The sequence below is a fragment of the Polynucleobacter sp. JS-Mosq-20-D10 genome (assembly GCF_018687755.1).
Lineage (GTDB): Bacteria > Pseudomonadota > Gammaproteobacteria > Burkholderiales > Burkholderiaceae > Polynucleobacter.
In genome coordinates this window covers 1336832-1361498 of the sequence record NZ_CP061305.1, presented here as the reverse complement: position 1 = coordinate 1361498, position 24667 = coordinate 1336832, and the positions used below count along the sequence as shown (strand labels likewise).

Here is a 24667-nt window from a genome sequence, read left to right as displayed (position 1 = left end):
TCATGAAACGCATACCCCTAGATTGGCCCAATCGACAACATAGCAGGCTTATCTCTGTTGGAGATTTAGATTGGCATGTTCAGCTCACAGGTAAGGGTCCAGTAGTTTTGCTGCTGCATGGTACTGGAAGCTCAACCCACTCTTGGTCAGATTTGATTCCTCTGCTGGAGCCCCATGCGCAAGTGCTAGTGCCAGATTTACCTGGCCATGCCTTTACCCAAGGCGCAAGATTAGAAGACCTCAAGCTAGATGTCATTGCGCGTTCATTGCAACTACTCATCGAGCAACTGGGAATTGAAGCCCCCTCGATCGTAGTGGGACATTCTGCTGGGGCACCCTTAGCAATCCGTTTTGCGGTAGCTGCAACAAAACAGCCAAAGCTGGTCATTGCTTTAAACCCATCTTTTATACCGCCACCGCCTGTCTATACTAGTTTCTTTGGACCGCTCTTAGGCCCCATTACCAAATCTTCAACGCTCTCCAGTTTGCTTGCTTCGCTGTCACCCAGTTTGGGAATGGTAGATAAGCTGCTGGACTCAACCAACACTTTTTTACCAGAGGCGCGGAGAGTTTATTACCGCAAACTCTTTGAGCGTTCAGATCACGTGCGTGGTTCTATGAATTTCATGGCAGCGGCAGACATTCAAAAGGTGTTATCTGAAGCAGGCTTGTATCAAGGTAAGTTAATCTGTGTATTAGGTAATCAGGATGCGTGGATTCCGGCTAAACCTTTAGAGAAAATTATTCAGGATCATTTCCCTGCTGCAGAGGTTTTGAAGTGGGAGGGTGGTCACATCATGCACGAGCTCGAACCAAGCAAAGTGGCGAAACTGATTCTGGAGGGACTAGCTTAGTTAAGCCTTTTTAAGCCCCTGCATGATTGCTTGAGAAACCTCAGTGGCTCCTGCATTCGGGAGAGGTAAGTACATCGACCCAAGCATTGCTGCGAGAGCCTTGCCTTCGTCTCTGGCTTGGGGTGAGGTATCAATCCATAAGGATTTAAAAGAGTAGTGAGAGGCAGCACGTGCTGACTGCTGAGCATCTTCCATTGCTTTCGGTCTGCCAGGGGAGCCATCTTTAGCAATGTTGGCTCGGCCATCCGTTAGGAAGACGAGAGCAGGGGTAAGCCCCTTTCTCATCGATGCGCTAGCGATCTCAAAAGACTCATCAATGGCCCGTGATAGAGGGGTCCCGCCTCCACCAGGTAGCCCACTTAAAGCCCGCTTTGCCTTTACTAATGAACGAGTAGGGGCAAGAACGAGTTCAGCAACACTCCCTCTAAATGACATCACTGCTACTTGATCACGTCTCACATAGCATTCAGCTAGCAAGAGCTCTACTGCACCCTTGGCTTCTGCAAGGCGATGCATTGCAGAAGAGCCAGAAGCATCCACGATAAACATCGTTAAAGTTTGAGTCCGCTCTTGATAGCGCTTGATCCTAAAATCTTCTTTGCGGATAAGAATTTTTCCTGCAGGGACGAGCTTACCAGCAGCCTTCATTTCTGCCCTGCGCACGCCTTGCCAAGGCACAGCAGCTCGTAAGGTATCAATGATGCTTAAGGTTTTACCGCCTTCGGGCATGCCTGGCATATTACCTAAGGGGCGCCCACGCACTCGCCCGACTTTGACGGCGCCTGTTTTTCCACCCATCCCTTTCGGTGTTTTCAAATCGGCTAAATCAGCCAAGCGTGCTAAGAGATCGGCGGGAATCGCAGCTTGAGCTGCTTCGAGAATTTCATCATCGAGAGCTTGAGGATTTTCTGAATCTGTTTTCTCAGACTCGTTCTCCTCCTTTTTTTCTTGGTCCTGATTTTGATCTTCAGTAGGTTCTAGCGGAGGCGGCTCTGGTGGAGGCGGCTGATCTTGATCTACGCTTTCTTCTGGCTGGTCGTCTAGTTGTTCTTCATCAGTCGGAGCTTCGTTTTCATCTTCAGGTGGAGGCGCACTTTGCGGTAAGCGAGTTGCTCTGGTTGATAACACTAAAGCAATAGCGCGCTGGAGGTGCATGCTACTGACTTCTGATTCTCTATCAAAGGCAGCTAAACATTTTGCAGTATTCAGTGCTAAGTTCAGCGCACGTATTGACACAACACCGAGTTGCTCAGCTACTCCTACAAGCGCACTCAGACTATCTTCGCTGATGCTGACATTTGAAAAGTGTTCGCTAGCGTAATCCAGTGATTGCCTATCCGGCAAAAAATCATCATCTGTTTCTGGTAAATCTCTCCAGCCAATGATGTCCAGATTCAGAAGAAAGGCTGTTCTTTGCCGAATTTTTTCATTGGGTTGTTCATCATCTTCGATGCCTTCATCTAAGGCAACAACACCAAAGTGACTTTCAATTCTGCGACTTTGACCATCACGTTCAATCGCAATGAATCCATTATCTAAAGCGCTGACCACTTTTGCTACTGCGCCCACTTCAACCCTCTCTGCCATTGGCATGAGTAATAGCTGCTGATCACATTGAGCTAGGAGCCCCTGTCTGAGAACAGCTTTACCAGTCCGTAAAGTTTGATCAAGATCGATACCACCAATCAGATTTTCATCAGAGATCCCAAGTGGCATTTTTCGTAATGGCAGGCGCATACCGCCTAATTGAGCAACGGTATTGAGATAAGCTAGCCAACGATCTCTGACAGGCCCAGAGCGCGCACGCAAAATCACGCCTCCCAGGCCATGGGGATTGATGGCTAAGAGTTGAGCGACCTGGAGCGCCCGCAACCAAGTTTCGAGTTTGGCACTCTTGCTGATCTCTTGGGTTTGTTCTAGAGTTTCCAAAAGACTGTATTGATTGATTGATCTTGCTTACTTACTGGTTTCAGGGAATAGCTCTTCTAAGGCCCTTCTGACCCGCACAGCAGAGCTAGAATCATCCAGAGGGTTGCGCCTGAGACGATGCTGCAAGGCAGGCACTGCAATCTTTTTCAGATGCTCAATCGTCACATGATTTTTTCCGCACAGGGCTGCATAAGCACGAGTTGCGCGCAGCAGTGTTAACTCGCCACGTAAGCCATCAGTTCCCAAATGGCTACAAAGCTGAGTGACTTTTTCTAGCATGGCATCATCGACCTTCACAGTCGACAACTTCTTCTTTCCCGCCTGAATTTGTTGTCGAATGATGGCGTCTTCTTTTTCCCAGATCTCCATGAACTTTTCTTGATTGCGCTCAAACTCATCACGTCGTTTGATAATCTCTACCCGAGACTTTGGTTCTTGAGGCGTCTTGACTTCCACCGCAAGTCCAAAACGATCAAGTAGTTGTGGACGTAATTCACCTTCCTCTGGATTTCCGCTGCCGACTAAAACAAACTTAGCTGGGTGACGAATACTCAAGCCTTCCCTCTCAACTACGTTTACGCCAGAAGCAGCAACGTCGATCAATAAATCGACTAAGTGATCCTCCAAAAGATTAACCTCATCTATATACAGAAAGCCGCGATGTGCTTTAGCAAGTAGACCGGGTTCGTATGCTTTCTCACCGGAGCTCAAAGCTTTTTCAATATCCAATGCGCCGATGACTCGGTCTTCAGTAGCGCCTAATGGCAAGTCAACTACTGGTACAGCCTTCTTAATGGCCTTCAGTTTGCCGCCAATCTTGAGTTTGGCTCTGAGTTCATCGCATATAGGGCAGGTTCCGCTTGCAGCATTTGGATCGCAGGCATATACACACTCTTGAACTGAGCTCATCTCTGGAAGCAATGCGGCTAGTGCGCGCACTGCCGTAGATTTACCGGTACCACGGTCGCCCATTACCAGCACCCCCCCAACACTCGGGTCGAGTGCTGCAATCAAGATTGCTAACTTCATATCCTCTTGCCCAACAATTGCAGAGAAAGGGTAGTTACGTGCCATTCAGATTCCTTGAAATTGTTTAATTCAAACCTGGTTATCTTACTTATTGCATTGCAGCAAATCAGTAAATGAATGATTGATTCTGTAAATATACTGGCATTAATTTTTTACTAGGACTTACCCTTAAATGATAGCTTTATATCAAATAAAGTGTCAATTTTAGTTGACAGTATTGTAGGATTCTTAAAGAATCAAACTAAGACAAAAACTAAAAAGTAAATTTTTTAAATTTGACCTTTTTAATAAAACTATTTAATGCTGACAAAAACAAAAGCTTCTAACCTGCATGAGTCTATCAAGCTGGTGCTTGTTACGATGGATACTCATTTAAATAGTGCCGCAAACCGCGCCTATGAGGATCTCAAGAAGACGATTCCGGGGGCGACTTTAAAGATTCACTCAGCTAGTGAATTTGCCGGAAATCCAGAGCATTTGCAAAATTGTAAGGATGACATTGCCAGCGGCGACATTGTGATTGCCACAATGTTGTTCTTGGAGGATCACTATTTACCCATCTTGGATGATCTCAAAGCAAGACGAGATCATTGTGATGCCATGGTTTGTGCCATGTCTGCAGGGGATGTTACTAAGTTAACAAAAATTGGCAAGCTGGATATGAGTAAGCCAGCTAGTGGTTTGATGGCGATGCTCAAAAAGCTGCGTCCAAGCGCTAAAGATAAGGATGGTAAGAGTAAAGCTTCGACTGCTGGCGCAAAGCAAATGAAAATGTTGCGTGTGATTCCGCAGATGTTGCGCTTTGTACCAGGCACCGCTCAAGACCTTAGAGCTTATTTCTTATCGCTGCAGTATTGGTTGGGCGGCTCTCAAGAAAACATGTACAACATGATGGTCAACCTTATCAATCGCTACGCCTCTGGCTCGCGTGAGGCTTTGCGTAAAAATGCTAAGGCACTTGATCCAGTCGAATATCCAGATTCTGGTGTGTATCACCCAAGGATGAAGAATCGCCTTAGCAATAATTTAAGTGATTTGCCTAAGGTGGTGCCCGATGCCAAAGCGCGTGGCAGAGTAGGGCTCTTAGTACTCCGTTCTTACTTGGTATCTGGTAATAGCGGTCACTACGATCCGGTTATTGCCGCATTAGAGGCCCAAGGTTTGCAGGTAGTACCTGCTTTTGCTGCTGGCTTAGATGCCCGCCCAGCAATTGATGATTACTTTAGCCAAGACGGTAAACCAACCATCGATGCCATGATTTCTTTAACGGGCTTCTCTTTGGTGGGTGGACCAGCCTACAACGATGCCCATGCAGCTGAAGAGGTGTTGGCTAAATTAGATATTCCCTACATTGCTGCTCACCCAGTTGAGTTTCAGAATCTGGAGCAGTGGGGCAGTTCCGAGCGCGGCTTACTTCCAGTTGAGAGCACCATCATGGTGGCTATTCCGGAGTTAGATGGCTCTACCATTCCAATGGTTTATGGCGGACGTCCTGGTGCATCTGGAACGACTTGCACTGGTTGTCATAAGCAATGCTCATTTACGGATGACCACAATCCTCAGGATATGTTTACCTGTACCGAGCGTGTGGGGATGTTGGCCGCACGGGTGGGTAAATTGGTTGACCTGCGTCGTTCGGAACGCGCAGAGCGCAAGGTGGGTATCGTATTGTTCAACTTCCCGCCAAATGCCGGAAATATTGGTAGCGCAGCTTATTTAAGCGTATTCCAATCGGTTCAAAACTTATTGGTTGGTATGAAGGAGCGTGGTTATACCGTTGACGTTCCAGAATCGGTTGATGAGTTGCGTGACTCGATTTTAAAAGGCAATGCACAGCAGTATGGTGCTGATGCTAACGTTCATACTTTGATTCCAGTCGATGATCATGTGCGTCGTGAACGCTGGTTAAAAGAAATCGAGGCTCAATGGGGCCCGGCTCCTGGTAAACAGCTTTCAAACGGCAGTTCGATCTTTGTACTTGGCAAGCAGTTTGGTAATGTGCTGATCTCAGTACAACCTTCATTTGGCTATGAGGGCGATCCAATGCGCTTGCTATTTGAGCGTGGCTTTGCTCCGACTCACGCTTTCTCTGCGTACTATCGTTATTTGCGGGAAGACTTTGCTGCTACAGCAGTGATTCACTTTGGTACGCATGGTGCACTTGAGTTCATGCCTGGCAAACAAACTGGTATGAGTGGCGCATGCTGGCCAGATCGTTTAATCAATGATCTACCAAATATTTATTTATACGCATCAAACAATCCTTCGGAGGGCGCGATTGCGAAGCGTCGTTCTGGAGCAACGCTGATTAGTTACCTCACCCCTCCAGTTACTCAAGCGGGTTTATATGCAGGTCTAGCAGATTTGAAGTCTTCGATCGAGCGCTTTAGATCCCTAGAAATAGATGCACATGAAGAACGCCTTGATTTAGCTGAATTGATTCAGGCCCAAGCTGCAGAGATTGATCTGTGCAAAGCTGAACCCGTATGGGACAAATCTGATGTTGATGGCTTGCAAAATACAGTGAGCAATCTCTTTAATGAATTGCTCGAGCTCGAGTACACCTTAATACCCCATGGCTTGCATGTAGTTGGTGCCGTACCTCCACTTGCTGAGCGCTTTGGTTTATTGAAGGCGATGGCCGATGTGGCCTTGGATCACCCAGTAGAGGACGCTGTAGTAGAAGCTCTCATGAATGGTGAGAAGTTTGACAAAGTGATTGATGCCAATCCGGAGTTACTTGAATTAGGTAGTCGCGAAACCTTAGAAGATTTATTTGGCAAGATGGTCAAGTCTAACGAGTTGATGTCTGCAGAGACTGAGGTGACTGGGATGCTGGATGCCTTAGACGGCCGCTTTATTCGACCTGCTGCAGGCGGTGATGTGATGCGCAATCCCGAAGTACTACCTACAGGCCGTAATTTGCATGGCTTTGACCCATTTAGAATTCCGAGCGTCTTCGCTGTTAAGGATGGTGCTAAGCAAGCTCAGCGCATTCTCGATAAGTACCAAGAAGATAGTCATGAGCTCCCAGAATCGATTGCGATGGTTTTATGGGGCAGTGATAACTTGAAATCCGAAGGTGGACAAATTGGTCAGGCCCTCGCATTGATGGGTGCTAAACCCCGCTTTGATAGTTACGGTCGTTTAGCTGGCGCGGAATTGATTCCATTAAGCGAATTAGGGCGCCCTAGAGTCGACGTAGTCATTACTCTATCCGGTATCTTCCGAGATCTCTTGCCTTTGCAAATTAAATTATTAGCCGAAGCCGCATTTATGGCTGCCTCTGCTGAAGATGAGCCACTGGAGCAAAACTTCATTCGTAAACATTCCTTGGCTTACCAAAAAGAACATGGTTGTGACTTAGAAACTGCCTCACTGCGAGTGTATGGCAATGCTGATGGCGCCTATGGATCGAACGTGAGCAATATGGTTGAAAACAGCGTGTGGGAAGAAGAGGATGAGTTAGCTGAAACCTATACCCGAAGAAAAGGTTTTGCTTTTGGACGTGCTGGTGTGCCGATTCAGAATAACGCTTTGTTGAAGAGTGTTTTATCCGATGTACAAATGACATATCAAAACCTAGACTCGATGGAGTTGGGAGTTACTACGATTGATAACTACTTTGATACCTTGGGCGGCATTACTAGGGCAGTGAAGCGTGCAAAGGGTGGGGCTGATGTGCCGGTATTTATCGGTGACCAAACGAAGGGTGAAGGCGCAGTCAGAACTCTCTCGGAACAAGTTTCTTTAGAAACTCGTACTCGTATGCTCAATCCAAAATGGTATGAAGGCATGCTAGAGAGTGGTTACGAGGGCGTGCGGCAAATTGAGGTTCATATCACTAATACTATGGGGTGGTCAGCAACTACAGGTCAAGTTCAACCCTGGGTATATAAGCAACTGACTGAGACTTTCATGCTGAACCCAGAAATGCGTGAACGCTTGGCAAAGCTCAATCCCACCGCTGCTGCGCGTTTAGCGAATCGCTTAACAGAGGCATCACAAAGAAATTACTGGCAGCCTGATGCAGAGATGCTGAAGCAAATGCAAGAAGCAAACGATGAGCTTGAGGATCGTCTCGAAGGTATTTATGACAACGTTGCTGTAGCCGCTTAAAGGATTAAATATGAGTATGCTAGATCGAATCAATCAAAGTCTTGAAGATGCAATGCATTTGTCCTACTCTAAGCAGGGGCCTCAGCTATTGCAGGAGGCAATGCATTACTCGGTATTTCCTGGTGGAGCCAGAATTCGTCCTCAATTATGTTTAGCAGTGGCATCTGCTTGTGGAGATGATGATCCCGCTCTATCCAATGCAGCTGCTAGCGCAATTGAGTTATTGCATTGCGCGTCTTTAGTCCATGATGATTTGCCTTGTTTTGATGATGCAGCGTTGCGACGTGGCAGGCCTTCGGTGCACGCGGCCTATGGTGAGCGTATTGCTGTTCTCGCAGGCGATGCCCTCATCGTTTTGGCTTTTCAGTGCCTAGCAAGCTCAGGTACTCGTTCAATATTCCGCTTAGCCCCATTGATGAACACAATTGCAATGAGTGTAGGATCTCCCCATGGAATTGTTGCGGGCCAGGCCTGGGAGTGTGAATCAAAAGTAGATTTAGGTGATTACCAGCGAGCTAAAACAGGGTCCTTATTTGAGGCGGCGACTGCTGCTGGTGCACAAGCTGCGGGAGCAGATGCGGCGACTTGGAGGCCTCTAGGTGAGTGGCTTGGCGAAGCTTATCAAGTAGCAGATGATATTCGTGATGTGGTTGCAGACCAGAGTGTTTTAGGAAAACCCTGTGGCCAGGACATAGCTCATAATCGCCCCAGCTCTGCAAAAGATTTAGGTTTAACTGGAGCAGTGCAACGTTTTGATGAGTTAGTACAAAAGGCAATTGCCTCAATACCTCATTGCAAAGGCGAGAAAATGCTGCGAGGCTTAGTGCGACAAGAGTCGGAGCGGCTAGTGCCATCAGAATGGTTTAAGGATAAGGAGAGAAAGATCCTAGTCGGCCACGCTAGTCATTCTTAAGCCACACTCTGTTTTTTCTCTTTCATCAATTGCCATTCATGGAACGTTTCTTCGATTGGCGTAATCGTCTAATTGCCTCACCAAGCTTTCAGCGCTGTGCTACCCGCTTTCCACTCACTCGCTGGATAGTCCGAAAGCAAGCCTCCAGCATCTTTGATTTGATGGCGGGCTTTGTCTACACCCAAGTTCTGCTTGCTTGCACCCAAGTAAACCTTTTTGACATCTTGGCAAAGGGTGCTGTCAGCTTTGGCGATCTTCAAAAACAAGTGCCTTTAAAGCCAGCCGGCTTAAGGCGTTTACTAGATGCGGCAGTCGCTATCCAGTTGCTGGTCAAGCGTAGCGATGATCGTTATGCACTCAGCATGAAGAGCGCTCCATTAGTCGGCAATGTTGCCATTCTGGATATGGTCAAACACCATGCTGATTTCTATCGCGACTTGTCCGATCCGATAGCTTTGTTACAGGGCGATAAAAGTTCCGTCGCTCTAAATGAGTACTGGTCCTACATCACGCCAGAGCAGGGCGCGGCACCAGAAAATTTATCAGCTGAAACAGTTGCTGACTACTCTAAATTGATGGCGCATACCCAATCATTGGTAACAGATGAGATTATCGATGCCTACCCTATGGGCAAACACCAAATGGTTCTCGATATCGGCGGTGGTCAGGGTGTTTTTATTAAAAGATTAGCCAGCCGCTACCCCCACCTTACTTTTAAATTATTTGATATTCCTGGTGTAGCAGAACTCTCCAATTCGCACTTTAAGGAAATTGGCTTATCTAATAGAGCGCAGGCCGTAGGCGGGAACTTTTTCCAAGACCCGCTACCTAAAGGCTGTGATCTGGCAACCCTGGTTCGAGTCATCTTTGATCATGATGACGCTCGAGTAAGGCAGTTGCTAGCCAATGTGTTTGATGCCCTCAATCCAGGTGGGACTTTATTGCTTGCAGAGCCTATGGCCGAGACCAAGGGATTTGAGGCGATGGGCCATGCCTATTTTGGTTTTTATCTACTGGCCATGGGCAGAGGAAGACCCAGAACTGAAGCAGAAATTAGCGGTTTATTGAGTCAAGCAGGCTTTACGGATATCAAGCTATTAAATTCTTACATGCCCTTGAATGCGCAAATATTGCAGTGCAATAAACCTGCAATTTAAGGCGTTAAAAGTGTGTAAAAGACCTATCCGGACAGGTTTTTTTTGATTAATTGAGTTAGTAGAGAAAACCCCTAGATGACAAATGGGCAAATACAGGTTAAAAACAAAGTGTAAATATTTTTTTACACATTTAATCGAAAAAACAAGAATATTTAGCGAGCAATGACTAATCAATATCAAACAAGAGCGATCGTTCTGGAAAGACCAGAAAGTGTTGCTCTTACCGATCTTGAATTAACCCCTATGACCCCCATCGATGTCTTGGTTGATATGGAGTGGAGCGGAATCAGTACGGGTACAGAAAAATTATTGTGGACTGGAAAAATGCCGAATTTTCCTGGCATGGGCTATCCATTGGTACCCGGTTACGAGTCTGTTGGCAGGGTAGTGCAAGCAGGTGCAGATTCTAATTTAAAGATCGGTCAAAGAGTATTCGTTCCTGGTGCAAAGTGCTACGGAGAGATTAAGGGCTTGTTTGGTGGTGCAGCTTCACGGGTGGTCGTAGATAGTAATCGCGTGATTGCTATTCAAGATCATTTAGGTGAAGAAGCCATCCTTTTTGCTTTAGCTGCAACTGGCCACCACGTGACTTCTGGCCCTGGACAGGAGCAACCAGATTTGATTATTGGTCATGGTGTATTAGGTCGCTTGATTGCTCGGATTGCAGTTGCCAAGGGTAAGCGCCCGGTAGTGTGGGAAACCAATGCAGGGCGCCGTGAAGGTGCCATAGGTTACGACGCAATAGATCCCAAAGATGATCCAGTTAAAAAATATAAAACGATTGTGGATGTCAGTGGCGATGCCCGTTTAGTCGATACGTTGATTAGCTGTCTTGCTCCTGGCGGTGAAATTGTTTTGGCAGGATTTTATGACACGATTTCTTTTTCATTCCCACAAGCCTTTATGCGGGAAGCACGTATTCGCATTGCGGCGCAGTGGGCGCCTGGAGATTTAGTGGCAATAAAAGATTTAGTCGAGTCTGGCAAATTAAGTTTGGATGGTTTGATTACGCATCGCTCCTCACCGAATGATGCAAATACGGCCTATCACACGGCTTTCAACAATATCGATTGTTTAAAAATGGTTCTAGATTGGAGAAATCTGCAATGAGTTCATCAAGCATCCCAGCAACAGCAACAATTCAGTTTATGGACTTAAAAAAAGAGGCTGCTATTGAGCCCGATCCAGTTTCTACTGGTCCTGTAACTAAAGAAACCCAAATCATTGCTATTTATGGCAAGGGCGGTATTGGTAAGAGCTTTACGCTTGCCAACCTGTCATACATGATGGCCCAACAAGGCAAGAAAGTATTGTTGATTGGATGCGATCCAAAGAGCGATACCACTTCGCTCTTGTTCGGTGGTAAAGCTTGCCCAACCATTATTGAAACTTCCTCTAAGAAAAAATTAGCTGGCGAGTCTGTTTCGATTGGCGATGTTTGCTTTATTCGTGATGGTGTATTTGCGATGGAGCTCGGTGGCCCAGAAGTAGGTCGTGGCTGCGGTGGTCGCGGCATTATTCATGGCTTCGAAACATTAGAAAAATTAGGCTTCCACGATTGGGGCTTTGATTACGTATTGCTTGATTTCTTGGGAGACGTGGTCTGCGGCGGCTTTGGTTTGCCAATCGCTCGAGATATGTGCCAAAAAGTGATCGTGGTTGCTAGTAACGATTTGCAATCGCTTTATGTTGCGAACAACGTTTGTTCAGCTGTGGAGTACTTCCGCAAACTCGGCGGCAACGTTGGTGTAGCGGGCATGGTGATTAATAAGGATGACCTGACTGGCGAGGCACAAGCTTTTGCTGAGAAGGCTGGTATCCCTGTATTGGCAGCCATCCCTGCGAACGAAGATATTCGTCGCAAGAGTGCGAGTTATGAAATTATTGGCCAGCCTGGTACACAGTGGGCTCCGCTATTCGAAGAGCTCGCCACTAACGTTTCAGAAGCTCCGCCAGTGCGCCCTAAGCCATTAAGTCAAGATGAGTTATTGGGCCTGTTCTCCTCAGAAATAACTGGTCGCGATGTCGTCTTAAAACCTGCCACTGTGAAAGACATGATGGGTAAAGACGAAGTGATCAAGAAAACACTCGAAGTTATCTACGATCAAGCCTAAAGAGATAGAGATCAATACGCCGTTATGAATAAAACAATTATTCCCATTACCCCAGAGGAAAAGTTAAAAACTGATCCTACGCTAGGAGATGGCTTAGGTTGTCATTCTGGTGAAGCAGAAATGCTTGCTGCTGCAAAGGCTGCGGGTAAGTCAGAAACATTGCAGCAGTATGCAAAAGACTATCCTAAAGGTCCGCATGATCAGCCACAAAGTATGTGCCCTGCATTTGGAGCCTTACGAGTAGGGTTGCGGATGCGCAGAACTGCCACGATTCTTTCTGGCTCAGCATGCTGCGTTTATGGTCTCACTTTTACTTCTCATTTTTATGGCGCACGTCGTAGTGTTGGTTATGTGCCATTTAATTCAGAGACATTGGTTACTGGCAAGTTGTTTGAAGACATTCGTGATTCTGTCTATCAAGAAGCCGATCCAGAAAAATATGATGCAATCGTCATTATTAATTTATGCGTACCAACTGCTAGCGGTGTTCCGCTTCAGTTGTTGCCAAAAGAAATTAATGGTGTACGCATCATCGGTATTGATGTGCCAGGATTTGGTGTGCCAACTCATGCTGAAGCGAAGGATGTATTAGCAGGTGCAATGCTCAATTACGCTCGCAATGAGGCCATGTCTGGGCCAGTGCAGGCACCACGTGCTGGTCGCTCAAGCAAGCCTACCATTACCTTATTAGGTGAAATTTTCCCAGCTGATCCTGTTGGCATCGGCATGATGATTGAGCCGATGGGTTTAGCAGTCGGCGCTTCAGTACCTACCCGCGAATGGCGTGAAATGTATCAAGCGCTTGATTGTGTAACGGTTGCCGCATTGCATCCTTTTTACACCTCATGTATTCGCGAATTTCAAGCAGCGGGAAGATCTATTGTTGGATCAGCTCCGGTAGGTTACGAGGGCACCGCCCGTTGGTTAGAGGCCATTGGTAAATCTACCAATACCCCACAAGATTTAATTGCAGCTGCGCAAAACCGTATCCTCCCAGCAATTAAGGGTGTGCTTGCTGCTGCTCCAATTAAAGGACGCATTACCTTGAGCGGTTACGAAGGTTCAGAGCTCATCGTGGCACGTTTGCTGATTGAGAGTGGTGCTGATGTACGTTATGTTGGCTCAGCATGCCCACGCACTCCTTGGAGTGATGAAGATCGGGAATGGTTGGAAGCAAAAGGCGTTCACGTTCAATTCCGTGCCTCTTTAGAGCAAGATTTAGCCGCGATGAAAGAGTTCAAGCCTGACTTGGCAATTGGTACAACTCCAGTAGTTCAAGCAGCTAAGCAAGCTTCAATTCCCTCGCTTTACTTTACGAATCTCATTTCAGCAAGACCGCTGATGGGTCCTGCCGGAGCTGGTTCATTAGCGCAAGTGATCAATGCTGCGATTGGTAATCAAGCGCGCTTTGATGAGATGAAAGCATTTTTTGGAGATGTTGGATCTGGCTATAAGTCAGGTGTTTGGGAAAATGTTCCACAAGATCACCCAGAGTTTAAGGCTGAGGTCCGCCGCAAGCTAGAGAAGAAATTGAAGAAGCGCAAAGCTGAGGAGATGATGTAATGTTCGTCATCGATCATGATCGTGCTGGTGGATATTGGGGAGCAGTCTATGTATTTACTGCCATCAAAGGATTACAGGTAGTTATTGACGGCCCTGTCGGTTGTGAAAACTTACCAGTAACTTCTGTCCTGCACTATACCGATGCATTACCTCCACATGAGTTGCCGATTGTAGTTACCGGTTTAGAGGAAGAGCAGTTAGGTCGTGAAGGCACAGAGGGCGCCATGAAACGTGCTCACGCCACTTTAGACCCTGATCTTCCGGCTGTAGTCGTAACCGGCTCTATTGCAGAGATGATTGGTGGTGGCGTTACTCCAGAGGGTATGAATATTGCCCGCTTTTTACCAAGAACCATTGATGAAGATCAATGGCAATGTGCTAACCGCGCAATGTATTGGTTATGGAGTGAATATGGAACTCGTAAGATTCCAGAACGTAAACCAAGAGCCGAAGGCGAAAAGCCACGCGTGAATATTATTGGACCATGCTACGGCACGTTCAATATGCCTAGTGATCTAGCCGAGATTCGCCGTTTAGTTGAAGGTATTGGTGCTGATATTAATATGGTTTTCCCACTGGGATCTCACTTGGCTGAAGTAGAGAACTTAGTGAATGCAGATGTGAATATTTGTATGTATCGTGAATTTGGTCGGATGTTATGTGAAGCTTTAGAGCGACCATATTTGCAAGCACCATTAGGTTTGCATAGCACAACTCAATTCTTGCGCAAACTCGGCGAATTGCTTGGTTTAGATCCAGAGCCATTTATTGAACGTGAAAAACACACCACCATTAAGCCAATCTGGGACTTATGGCGTTCTGTAACTCAAGATTTTTTCAGTACAGCCAGTTATGCCGTGGTAGCTAATGAAACTTATACCCGGGGTATTCGTCATTTCCTATCAGATGAGATGGGTCTACCTTGCAGTTTTGCCGTCCCAAGAAAGCCTGGCGAAAAAACCAATAATCAAGATGTGCGAAAGCTCACTAAAGAGAAGCCGCCACTAGTCATGTTTGGCAGCTACAACGAAAGAATGTATCTAGCTGAAACTGGTAGCAAAGCTTCTTATATCCCCTCATCCTTTCCTGGGGCGATTATTCGTCGCCATACCGGCACCCCATTTATGGGTTATGCCGGTGCGACATACATTATTCAAGAATTTTGTAACGGATTGTTTGATGCGCTCTTCTATATCTTGCCATTAGGCACTGATATGGACAAGGTAGACGCATCACTAACCCGCACCTATCGCTCCAACGCGCTCCCTTGGGATCAGGATGCCCAGAAATTGGTTGCGGACTACATTAAAACCAGGCCAGTGCTGATTCAGATTTCTGCAGCAAAAGAGATGCGTGATCGCGTAGAGCAAGAGGCAGAGAAGGCTGGTGAAGAAAGAATTACATCTGCAAGAGTGAAGTCTTCTTGCAAGGAAATTATTGAAGAGATCGAAGCATGATTTTTTTAACAACAAAAGTCAATTACAACAAATCCATTGATTTGTTGGAAACGGAATGTGGCATGCCGTACGCTACAGCCCATGTCGCGCGGGTTAAGCGCGGTAACGGCCGCAAGGCTATTTTTGAAGGAGGTAATTGGTTATGAGCGATCACAGAACAGGTTCAATATCTGGCCTTACTGATGACGAAGCCAAGGAGTTTCACCAGTTGTACATCCAAGGTTTAGTTGGCTTTACTTCTATAGCTGTAGTAGCCCATATCTTGGTTTGGGCATGGCGTCCTTGGTTCCACTGAAAACGGAATAAATCTTAGGGGAATAATATGAAAATGAATCACGTTATGAGCAAAGAGAAAAATATGATCAGGGAGGATTCGATTACTTTTAATCTTATTTTTATTTTATGTTTTTTAGTGTGCTTTGCTATTTCTTTATTCACCCAGATTTTGCCAACGAAGTGGAGTTCTTGGCTTCCTGGAGCTGAAGAAAAATCACTTATCGATGGTACGAGGTCGGCAGTCTATGGTTTTATGTCTTATTTAAATTAGGAGAAGATTATGTGGAGAATTTGGAAACTTTATGATCCCTTGCGATCAATGGTTGTTCAAGGTGTTTTCCTGTTTGGTCTTGCAGCAATGATTCACTTGATTTTGCTGAGTAGTGTTCGTTTTAACTGGTTGGATGGTTTAAGCCAAGCCCAGTTTAAGGCGATGGAAGCAAAAACAGGTTCTGCAATGCCACCATCAGTTCCAGCAGCAAAGTAATTTGTATAAAAAAATGGTGAATAGGGTTAGGTTAAATCGCTTTTTAGCTCAACCCTATTTATCCATTCATTGGAGAGCATAAAAAATGGCCATGCTTAGTTTTGAAAGAAAGTATCGCGTTCGAGGCGGTACGTTAGTCGGTGGGGACTTATTCGATTTTTGGGTGGGGCCGTTTTATGTAGGATTTTTTGGTGTTACTACCGTTTTCTTCGCTTTCTTAGGCACCGCACTCATTCTGTGGGGTGCTTCACAGGGTCCAACATGGAACCCTTGGCAGATTAATATCGCGCCACCAGATATAAGTTATGGATTAGGTTTCGCCCCTTTATTGAAAGGCGGGCTTTGGCAGCTGATTACGGTTTGTGCCTTAGGAGCATTCTTTTCATGGGCCTTACGAGAAATTGAAATTTGTCGAAAATTAGGCATGGGACTTCATGTTCCTTTCGCCTATTTAATGGCGGTGTTTGCTTATTTCACTTTGGTAGTGATTCGACCTGTATTGATGGGTGCATGGGGTCATGGCTTCCCATACGGCATCTTGAGTCACTTAGATTGGGTTTCCAACACAGGTTATCAGTACCTACATTTCCATTACAACCCAGCGCACATGATTGCTGTGTCCTTATTCTTTGCAACTACATTTGCTTTGGTATTACATGGTGGCTTGGTTTTGTCCTCTACCAATCCTCAAAAGGGCGAGTTTGTAAAAACCCCTGAGCATGAAGACACCTTCTTTAGAGATGCAATTGGCTATTCGATTGGTACTTTAGGAATCCATCGCCTTGGATTATTTTTAGCCTTAGCAGCAGTTTTCTGGAGCGCTGTATGTATTGTGATCAGCGGCCCATTCTGGTCTCGTGGTTGGCCGGAGTGGTGGGGTTGGTGGTTGAACTTACCAATTTGGCGTTAAGAGGAACATACTAATTATGGAATATCAAAACCTATTTACTCAAGTTCAAGTAGTTGCTCCGCCACATCATGGGGTTCATATAGATCCTCGTGATGAACGAGAACGTTTTGGCGAACCAGTTTTAATACATTTGTTTGGGCGTTTGGGTAATGCCCAGCTTGGACCAATTTATCTCGGCGGTTTAGGTATCGCATCTTTATTTTTTGGAATTATTGCAATCCAGATCATGGGTTGGAATATGTTAGCTTCGGTCAATTGGAACCCCATTGAATTTGTGCGCCAATTATTTTGGCTATCTTTAGATCCACCCTTACCTAAGCATGGTCTGTCGTTATTTATGCCGCTCAATGAGGGCGGCTGGTGGATGATGGCAGGTTTCTTCCTGACCGTCTCGATTCTTTTATGGTGGGCAAGAATGTATCGCCGCGCTGTTGCCTTAGGTATGGGTACGCATATCGCTTGGGGCTTCTTAGCAGCGATCTGGTTATATCTGGTATTAGGATTTATACGTCCTATCATGATGGGTAGCTGGAGTGAGGCGGTTCCCTTTGGAATCTTCTCGCACTTAGATTGGACTGCCGCTTTCTCATTACGTTATGGCAATTTGTTCTATAACCCTTTCCACATGTTGTCGATTGTTTTCCTATATGGATCGGCACTCTTATTTGCAATGCATGGCGCAACCATTCTGGCGGTGAGCCGCTTTGGTGGTGAGCGTGAAATTGAGCAAATTGTAGATCGTGGCACAGCCTCAGAAAGAGCTGCTTTATTCTGGAGATGGACCATGGGCTTTAATGCAACTATGGAATCGATTCACCGTTGGGCTTGGTGGTTTGCGGTCTTAACACCGCTAGTTGGTGGCATTGGTATTCTACTGACCGGTACTGTAGTGGATAACTGGTATTTATGGGCAGTCAAACACAATGTTGCACCTTCTTATCCGGATGTGTTTGGCGTTCCAATACCTGACCCTGCTACCTCTGGTTTTGTCCCTCCTGCTGCACCTACCAACATGGGAGTGAAGCCATGAAGCAATTAAGAAAATTTCTGATATTGCCGGCTCTATTGGCAAGTGTTCTATTGCTTTCAGGCTGTGAGAGGCCGCCAATAGAAGCTGTTCAGCATGGTTACCGTGGAACAGGCATGGATTTAATTTACAACCCGCGCACATTGGCTGAGCAGGCCGAGAAAAATACAGTCCCCGTGTCGTATGGACCAGCTCCAGCAGATGGACCTAAAGCAGGGGCTGTATATCAAAATGTGAAGGTGCTCAATAATTTGAGCGTTGCCCAATTTAGCGCGTTCATGGTTTCAATGACAAGTTGGGTTGCACCAGAGCAGGGGTGTACTTACTGTCATAACGCGGCAAACTTTGCAGATGACTCGCTGTATACAAAGCAAGTTGCGCGTAAGATGATTTTGATGACTCAACGAGTAAATACTCAGTGGCAAGACCACGTTGCGCAGACTGGTGTTACTTGCTATACATGTCATCGTGGCAAGAATATTCCTGAGCAAGTTTGGTTTAAAGAGCCGAAACAACAAACAGGCAATGGTCTTTTGGGTAATAAGGATGGGCAAAATACACCAGTAAGCGCATCAGCTTATTCATCTCTGCCGAATGATTATTTTGCTCAATACCTCACAAAATCAAGCAACATTCGCGTGCAGGGAGATACAGCATTACCAACTGGCAATAAACATAGCATCAATGAGACTGAATCGACTTATGGTCTGATGATGCATTTCTCAAAATCATTGGGTGTCAATTGCACCTACTGTCATAACACTCGTAACTTCTCAGCTTGGGAAGAAAGCCCTCCACAAAGATCGAAGGCTTGGTATGCAATTCGGATGGCACAAGACATCAATAATAACTATATGGAGCCGATCCAGGGATTATTCCCTCCGCATCGTTTAGGTCCAACGGGTGATGTTGCGAAAGCCAATTGCGGTACTTGCCACCAAGGTGCTTACAAGCCCCTCTATGGTGTATCGATGTTGTCAGATTATCCTTTCTTAACTGGCCCAGCTAAGCCAGCGCTGAAGGCTAATGATCCAGCTCCACCGGCAAAATCTGTCGCAATGAAGTAACCTATAGTTTGTAATAACCAATAGCGTCATAGGATAAATATGACGCTATTTTTTATAGAAAAGTTGGTTTAAGGAAATGCTAAAAAAAGCTGACTTTAAGGAAGATGAAGCATCTACTGCCATTGTGATTGGCAGTGGCTTTGGCGGGCTTGCAGCTGCCATTCGTTTATCTTGCATAGGCTACAAGGTCATTGTTTTAGAAAAGCTAGATGCTCCAGGGGGCAGGGCTTACGTCCATCACCGTGATGGTTATACCTTTGATGCAGGCCCAACCATTATCACCGCACCATTTCTACTCGAAGAATTATGGGAATTGTGTGGCAAGAAAATGTCAGATGATGTTGATCTGCGCCCAATGGATCCTTTTTATCGCATCCGTTTTGATGACGGTACTCACTTTGATTACACGGGTGATCCCGCCAGAATGCGCGCCGAAGTTGCTAAGTTTGCACCACAAGACTTACCAGGTTACGAGCGATTTTTGGCTGAGGCAGAAAAATGCTACAAGCTGGGATTTCAGGAGCTCAGTTCAACTGCATTTGACTCGATCAGCGATTTAATTCGTGCAATTCCATCGATGATTAAGATGCGGGCTTGGGAAAGTATCTACAAATTGGTTGCACGTCATTTAAAGAATGACAAGATACGTCAAGTAATGAGTTTTCATCCGCTATTAATTGGCGGCAACCCCTTTTCAGTTACCGCAGTCTATGCACTGATCAATTCCTTAGAACGCCGTCATGGGGTTCATTCCGCGATGGGTGGAACAGGCTCTTTAATTAAAGGCATGGCTGGCCTATTAGCTGGTAGAGGGGTGGAAATTCGCCTGAACTCTGAAGTGAAGCGTATTGAAGTGGCCGGTGGTAAAACTGAAGGCGTAACCCTAGCCAATGGTGAATTTATTCCATCAGACATTGTGGTCTCTAATGCAGACGCTGCTTGGACTTATCAGAAACTGATTGCACCAGAGCATCGGAAAGTGTGGACCGATGCTAAGGTCAATAAGAGCAAATACTCGATGAGTCTTTTTGTTTGGTACTTCGGCACAGATAATCAGTATCCTGATGTGCCTCACCACATGATCCTGTTGGGCAAGCGCTATAAAGAGCTACTGACGGATATCTTTAAGAGACATGTGCTAGCGGATGACTTTAGTCTGTATCTTCATAGACCAACTGCCACGGACCCATCCTTAGCGCCTGCTGGAGGTGATGCATTCTATGTATTGGCTCCGGTGCCGAATTTAGAAAGCGGCACAGACTGGGCTAAAGAGGCTGAGCCTTATCGCCAAGCGATTGCCAAGTATCTAGACGAAAGTGTTTTGCCTGGATTTGAGAAGCACCTTAAAACATCCTTTCTAATGACGCCGCAAGATTTTCAGGATCGCCTCCTTTCAGTAAAAGGTGCCGCCTTTGGTTTTGAGCCACTATTACTTCAAAGCGCTTGGTTCAGACCACATAATCGTAGCGAAGATGTCAAAGGTCTTTACATGGTAGGAGCTGGAACTCACCCAGGTGCGGGTATCCCCGGTGTTTTATCTTCTGCAAAAGCATTAATGTCTGTAGTACCAGATCCTAAAAAAGTTCTAGCATGAGTCAAAATATTAAAGATCTTCAAGAGTGTGTCGCAACCATGCGAGATGGATCCAAATCCTTCTTTGCTGCCTCTCGAATTTTGCCCCAAAGAGTCAGAGATCCTGCAACTGCGCTCTATGCATTTTGTCGGATTACTGACGATGTTGCGGATGCGGTAGATGCAGAGCCTGATGCAATTCCTAAGTTGCGTGAACGTCTTGATCGAATCTATCAAGGAACGCCAGACGATATTGCTGCTGATCGGGCCTTATCCATTGTTGTTAAAGAATTTCATCTTCCTATTAGCTTACCCCTAGCCTTAATTGAGGGTTATGAATGGGATACCCAATTCAGAACTTATAACTCCTTAGAGGATTTATTGGATTACTGCGCTAGGGTTGCCGGCACAGTGGGAGCAATGATGTGCGTCATCATGGATCGTCGGGAGCCAGAGACCTTAGCAAGAGCTTGTGAGCTAGGTCTTGCAATGCAATTGACTAATATTGCGCGTGATGTGGGTGAAGACGCAGCTAACGGCCGTATTTATTTGCCCTTGAATTGGCTCAGAGAAGTAGGATTAGATCCTCAAGTTTGGTTAAGTAAGCCTGAGTTTAATGAGCAAATTGCGAGCGTGATTGCTCGTCTTTTAAAGCATGCAGATGTTTTGTACTCACGTGCTGAGAGCGGAATTTCTGATCTACCCTGGGATTGTCGACCAGCAATTCAGGCGGCTCGATTGATTTATGCCGAGATTGGTCGTCAGGTAGAAAAACTGAATTTAGATTCTGTATCGACAAGGGCTTATGTGCCCTCCAAGAGAAAAGTGATACTTTTAGCAGAAGCTTTTACAGCCATCTCTAAGATATTTTCTTGGAAGCTTGATGTGGATGCCGATAAAGCTATTCAGTATTTAGTCAATGCGGTAATTGAAGTGCCTCATGAAAAGCGTTTTGATGGAACAGCTCATGATCGCTTATTGTGGTTTGTGGAGCTCATGGAGCGACAGGAGCGTCGTCGCAATCCTCGTAAGAGTGGTAGGGCTCTACAGTAGCTATTGAAGCAAGTTACCAGGTCTTACGAGGCATTCTCCAAGGTAGCATGAGCTGAGTGGTTGCCAAGGTTAACTTGGGAACGCTGAGGGTTTCATGAAACGACAGCACCTTTTCTCCTAATAGTTCAGAATTTAAAACAGAGCGAGTATAAAAAGGCGTATTTTCTAAAATCTTTTGTACTCTCAGGGTCTCAGAGCTTTGATTGCGCATATGCCCTTGAATACCCCACATCGTTTTTGGTAGAGCTTGCCTTGGAGGGGGTTCAAAGCGATCAATTGTTCCATTGGGGTTGAAAGTGAGTGCCAATAGATTTTCTTGAGTATTCTTTTCTCGCACGTCATAGATTACTGAAGTTCTAGTACCACTCATTTCTGCACGTGACCAGTCCCATTCATGAAAAGCTTCGCTGATAGGCTCATCACCTTCATTTGAATCTAAATAGGCATTCCCTTCCCATTGCAGGTCGGGAGAATTTAAGTTCACCTTGACTCGCGCTGATGGGGCAAGAGGCCCCCAGCGATGTTTGCCAGCAGCATCTAGTGGTGTACTAAAGTTAAATAAAGTATTGGGGTAGAGTTCAACGGTACCTGCAATCTTTTGCCCAAAAGGCACTGCACGCTCCCGTATCTGAACTGTTAACTTATTGCCATCCCAATGCAGGCTGCTTGGTCCAATGACGAAATCGGAAGAGTTTCGGGAGACTTGATTTTCTCCTCGCTCAGTCATTGCCCAACGGTTTTTCCCTGGGCTATAAATGGCAACATTCAGTGAGCAGTGATTTTCGGGGTTAACTGAAGAATCATTTCTTCTTGCCCAGGCATAGTAGGGCGAGAAAACGCTACCAACAAATGCAATCAGTACTATGCCGTTCTTGCCGTCATCACTTAGAGCATCGATGTACCACCAGAGATAAGCGTTCTGCCCGACAGCTTGATCAAACCGAGGTGATCCATCAGAGTTGCGGCCGCCATTCGTCCCGATAGTGCTGCCATTGGCACTCCCGGCCCTGGATGTACGCTGCCCCCCGCTAGATAAAGGCCTGGAATCGGGCTTTGCGCTGAAGCTCGCCCAAAAGTTTCCATCCAGCCATGATTGGCTTGGCCGTATAGAGCTCCCCCCGTTGCTGGAAAGAGTTGATTGAAAAGAGAGGGCGTTGTACGTTGGCATATTGCGCTATCCAAGTCGATATTAAGACCACACTGTTGTAGAAGATTAAAAGTTTCGCGTTCACATGCGTCGATTTCTTGCGTACTAAATTCTGACTGATCGCCCTTTGCTGGTGCATTGACTAGGCATAGCAGTCTTTGTGATTTCAAACTGGCTTGATATGTATCGCCTTGATCTTGTGCACATACGTAAACCGTTGGCTTTTTAGGAAGGCGTTGCTTTTGAAAAATGTCATCAAACTCAGCACGATAGTCTTGATTAAAAAACACATTATGTCTGACCAAAGGAAAGCCATCTGTTTTCGCATTGATCGACCAGGTAACAGCAGAAAGCGACCTTTTGGTAGGGCTAGGCGGAGTCATTTTGGCATTTAATGATTGTTTGCTAGAGGGGTTGAGTAAACCTGTTTGAAGCGCAGCCAGGTCACCATTAAAAATGACTGCTTGGGCTTTAATACTGGTGCCATCAGCTAATCTCACCCCACTGGCACGACCTCGCTCTATTAAGATTTCTTCACAAGCTTGGCCAGTCACCAGTTTGACACCTTTATCTTGCGCTAACTTCTGAAGGGCTTTGACTAGGCTGTACATACCCCCCTCAATTGCCCATACCCCTTGCGCCTCAACATCGGCAATCAGCATTAAAGTCGCAGGAGCTTGATAGGGGGATGATCCGCAATAGGTCGCATACCTTCCAAACAATTGGCGCAATCTGGGGTCATGGAAGTAGTCACCGAGTGATTTCCATAAGCTATTAAATAAGCCAATCTCGTATAAGACCTTAGACCCAGATATTCCAAGATCAGTAATCATGCCTCCAAAGCTGGGCTTTTCAGAAAGCATGTAAGGTTTTTCAAGTGCTCGATAGAGTTTTCGACATTGCTTGGAAAATTGAAGAAAGCGATCTGCTTCCGCTGCTGAAGAAAATGTCTTGATCGCTTCTGCTGATTGATCTGCATTAGCAAATAAATCTAGCCGCTCATCTTTGCTCCAAGCATGACGAGCCAGGACTTCTAACTTAGTAATATTTAATTCAGACTCTAAGGTGGTGCCCGCTTTTTGAAAGAGTGCATCAAAAACCCAGCGCATGGTGAAGACAGTAGGGCCAGAGTCTATCAGCGCAGGAGAGGTGGGATCGCTAGAGCAATTTAATTGCCGAATCTTGCCTCCTAGTTGCTCCTCTTTTTCAATCAGAATCACTTCTACGCCAGAAGACGCCAGATCAAGTGCGCAACTTAAGCCACCAATGCCGCCGCCGACAATAATGACCGGTGGTTTAGACAAGAGTGCGTCCTTTCCAACTGCCATCGGCATCAAAAGGGATGTAGCGCGAAAACATGGACTCAGAAAAATAATGGCCACTTAAGGAAGCGCGTATTGCATTTTGGTGGGCGCCATGCCGGGCATATTGATCCATCGCCGCTTGGGACTCCCAAATAGTAAAAGTCGCTTGTCGAAAGAAAGGGGCTTCACCAACGCCGGCAGCAATAATGCAACCTGATGATTGTTCAAGAGAGATTTCTGCGGCAGGTTGCTTTCGCCAAAAGGAAACGCAATATAGCGGCTTAATGGATGCTCTAGTAATCGATACGATCGGACCGGAAGAGGGTGCTTCAGCTGTTATATGTGGAGCAAAACCTGACCATTGGCCTTTAATCGAATATGCCTTCAGTTTGACTGAAAAAAAATCTTGAGCATGTGCCCTATACCAGCGAATTAATCTAGAGGATTGATAAAACTGTTCTAGGCTGTCCATGTCTTGAAAAACGCAAAATAGTGCCTGATGAGTTCCGCTTGGATGAATCGAGAAGCCACCATTTTTTCCTGAGCCCATATGTTTATAGAATTTCAGTCCTGGAGTCTTCCAGAGCCCTAGGCGGGCAAACATGAGTCTGAGAATACCGCTGATTTTTGCTGATAATTGGATATCAACCAAAACCATTAAGGCAACTTGGCCGTTCATTACGGGCTTT

General features: G+C 46.0%; 21 protein-coding genes. 16 read left to right on the top strand and 5 right to left on the bottom strand.

Translation table 11 applies throughout. The features are described 5' to 3' along the window. Window positions 1-2: 2 nt before the first annotated feature. Window positions 3-854, top strand: a complete 852-nt coding sequence (gene bchO, locus FD967_RS07030) for an alpha/beta fold hydrolase BchO (protein WP_215325261.1) — start codon at window positions 3-5, stop codon at window positions 852-854. Here the strand turns inward: bchO and FD967_RS07025 are convergent, their stop codons facing one another. Together FD967_RS07025 and bchI are read right to left on the bottom strand one after the other, a co-directional pair. Beyond that, window positions 855-2783, bottom strand: coding sequence for a magnesium chelatase subunit D (locus tag FD967_RS07025; RefSeq protein WP_215325260.1), 1929 nt, complete (start codon window positions 2781-2783; stop codon window positions 855-857). A gap of 27 nt (window positions 2784-2810) precedes the next feature. Then, window positions 2811-3857 (bottom strand): magnesium chelatase ATPase subunit I, encoded by a 1047-nt coding sequence (gene bchI / locus FD967_RS07020; protein ID WP_215325259.1) that lies wholly within the window; start codon window positions 3855-3857, stop codon window positions 2811-2813. Between the two features lie 255 nt (window positions 3858-4112). Here bchI and FD967_RS07015 point away from each other — a divergent pair, with 255 nt between their 5' ends. The 15 genes from FD967_RS07015 to FD967_RS06945 all read left to right on the top strand — a co-directional run bounded on the left by FD967_RS07015 (window position 4113) and on the right by FD967_RS06945 (window position 21527). Continuing rightward, complete coding sequence (locus tag FD967_RS07015) at window positions 4113-7931, top strand: magnesium chelatase subunit H (protein WP_215325258.1); 3819 nt, start codon at window positions 4113-4115, stop codon at window positions 7929-7931. A gap of 10 nt (window positions 7932-7941) precedes the next feature. Next, window positions 7942-8844 carry a polyprenyl synthetase family protein gene (locus FD967_RS07010; protein WP_215325257.1) on the top strand — a complete coding sequence of 301 codons (903 nt, stop codon included), beginning with the start codon at window positions 7942-7944 and terminating at the stop codon, window positions 8842-8844. A 38-nt stretch (window positions 8845-8882) separates the two neighbouring features. Next, the gene (locus FD967_RS07005) at window positions 8883-10001 is read left to right on the top strand and encodes a methyltransferase (protein ID WP_215325256.1); all 1119 of its coding nucleotides are present in this window, start codon (window positions 8883-8885) and stop codon (window positions 9999-10001) included. A 162-nt stretch (window positions 10002-10163) separates the two neighbouring features. After that, window positions 10164-11111 carry a chlorophyll synthesis pathway protein BchC gene (gene bchC, locus FD967_RS07000; RefSeq protein WP_215325255.1) on the top strand — a complete coding sequence of 316 codons (948 nt, stop codon included), beginning with the start codon at window positions 10164-10166 and terminating at the stop codon, window positions 11109-11111. After that, on the top strand, window positions 11108-12115 hold the full coding sequence (locus tag FD967_RS06995) for a chlorophyllide a reductase iron protein subunit X (protein WP_215325254.1): 1008 nt from the start codon (window positions 11108-11110) through the stop codon (window positions 12113-12115). The genes bchC and FD967_RS06995 overlap by 4 nt, the downstream gene beginning before the upstream one ends. 24 nt (window positions 12116-12139) lie before the next feature. Next, entirely contained in the window at window positions 12140-13678 is a 1539-nt protein-coding gene (gene bchY / locus FD967_RS06990; RefSeq protein ID WP_251369005.1) for a chlorophyllide a reductase subunit Y, read from the top strand. Then, window positions 13678-15135, top strand: a complete 1458-nt coding sequence (bchZ, locus tag FD967_RS06985; protein WP_215325253.1) for a chlorophyllide a reductase subunit Z — start codon at window positions 13678-13680, stop codon at window positions 15133-15135. The genes bchY and bchZ overlap by 1 nt, the downstream gene beginning before the upstream one ends. A gap of 142 nt (window positions 15136-15277) precedes the next feature. Further along, window positions 15278-15430 (top strand): light-harvesting antenna LH1, beta subunit, encoded by a 153-nt coding sequence (pufB, locus tag FD967_RS06980; RefSeq protein ID WP_112294336.1) that lies wholly within the window; start codon window positions 15278-15280, stop codon window positions 15428-15430. Between the two features lie 27 nt (window positions 15431-15457). Next, complete coding sequence (locus FD967_RS06975) at window positions 15458-15682, top strand: hypothetical protein (protein WP_215304490.1); 225 nt, start codon at window positions 15458-15460, stop codon at window positions 15680-15682. 9 nt (window positions 15683-15691) lie between these two features. Next, window positions 15692-15898: a light-harvesting antenna LH1, alpha subunit gene (gene pufA, locus FD967_RS06970; RefSeq protein WP_215325252.1), complete on the top strand. Its 207-nt coding sequence runs from the start codon at window positions 15692-15694 to the stop codon at window positions 15896-15898. A gap of 85 nt (window positions 15899-15983) precedes the next feature. Continuing rightward, window positions 15984-16808, top strand: coding sequence for a photosynthetic reaction center subunit L (gene pufL, locus FD967_RS06965; protein WP_215325251.1), 825 nt, complete (start codon window positions 15984-15986; stop codon window positions 16806-16808). A gap of 16 nt (window positions 16809-16824) precedes the next feature. Further along, complete coding sequence (pufM, locus tag FD967_RS06960) at window positions 16825-17838, top strand: photosynthetic reaction center subunit M (RefSeq protein ID WP_251369004.1); 1014 nt, start codon at window positions 16825-16827, stop codon at window positions 17836-17838. Beyond that, window positions 17835-18902, top strand: a complete 1068-nt coding sequence (gene pufC / locus FD967_RS06955) for a photosynthetic reaction center cytochrome PufC (RefSeq protein ID WP_215325250.1) — start codon at window positions 17835-17837, stop codon at window positions 18900-18902. Before pufM ends, pufC begins: the two co-directional genes overlap by 4 nt. Window positions 18903-18978: 76 nt before the next feature. Then, on the top strand, window positions 18979-20496 hold the full coding sequence (locus tag FD967_RS06950; RefSeq protein WP_215325249.1) for a phytoene desaturase: 1518 nt from the start codon (window positions 18979-18981) through the stop codon (window positions 20494-20496). Beyond that, entirely contained in the window at window positions 20493-21527 is a 1035-nt protein-coding gene (locus FD967_RS06945) for a phytoene/squalene synthase family protein (protein WP_215325247.1), read from the top strand. The genes FD967_RS06950 and FD967_RS06945 overlap by 4 nt, the downstream gene beginning before the upstream one ends. 13 nt (window positions 21528-21540) lie before the next feature. Here the strand turns inward: FD967_RS06945 and FD967_RS06940 are convergent, their stop codons facing one another. The 3 genes from FD967_RS06940 to FD967_RS06930 form a co-directional block, all read right to left on the bottom strand. Next, window positions 21541-22254 (bottom strand): carotenoid 1,2-hydratase, encoded by a 714-nt coding sequence (locus FD967_RS06940; RefSeq protein ID WP_251369003.1) that lies wholly within the window; start codon window positions 22252-22254, stop codon window positions 21541-21543. 158 nt (window positions 22255-22412) lie between these two features. Continuing rightward, complete coding sequence (gene crtD / locus FD967_RS06935; protein ID WP_251369002.1) at window positions 22413-23978, bottom strand: 1-hydroxycarotenoid 3,4-desaturase CrtD; 1566 nt, start codon at window positions 23976-23978, stop codon at window positions 22413-22415. Then, window positions 23971-24657 (bottom strand): spheroidene monooxygenase, encoded by a 687-nt coding sequence (locus tag FD967_RS06930; protein ID WP_215325244.1) that lies wholly within the window; start codon window positions 24655-24657, stop codon window positions 23971-23973. Before FD967_RS06930 ends, crtD begins: the two co-directional genes overlap by 8 nt. Window positions 24658-24667 lie beyond the last annotated feature (10 nt).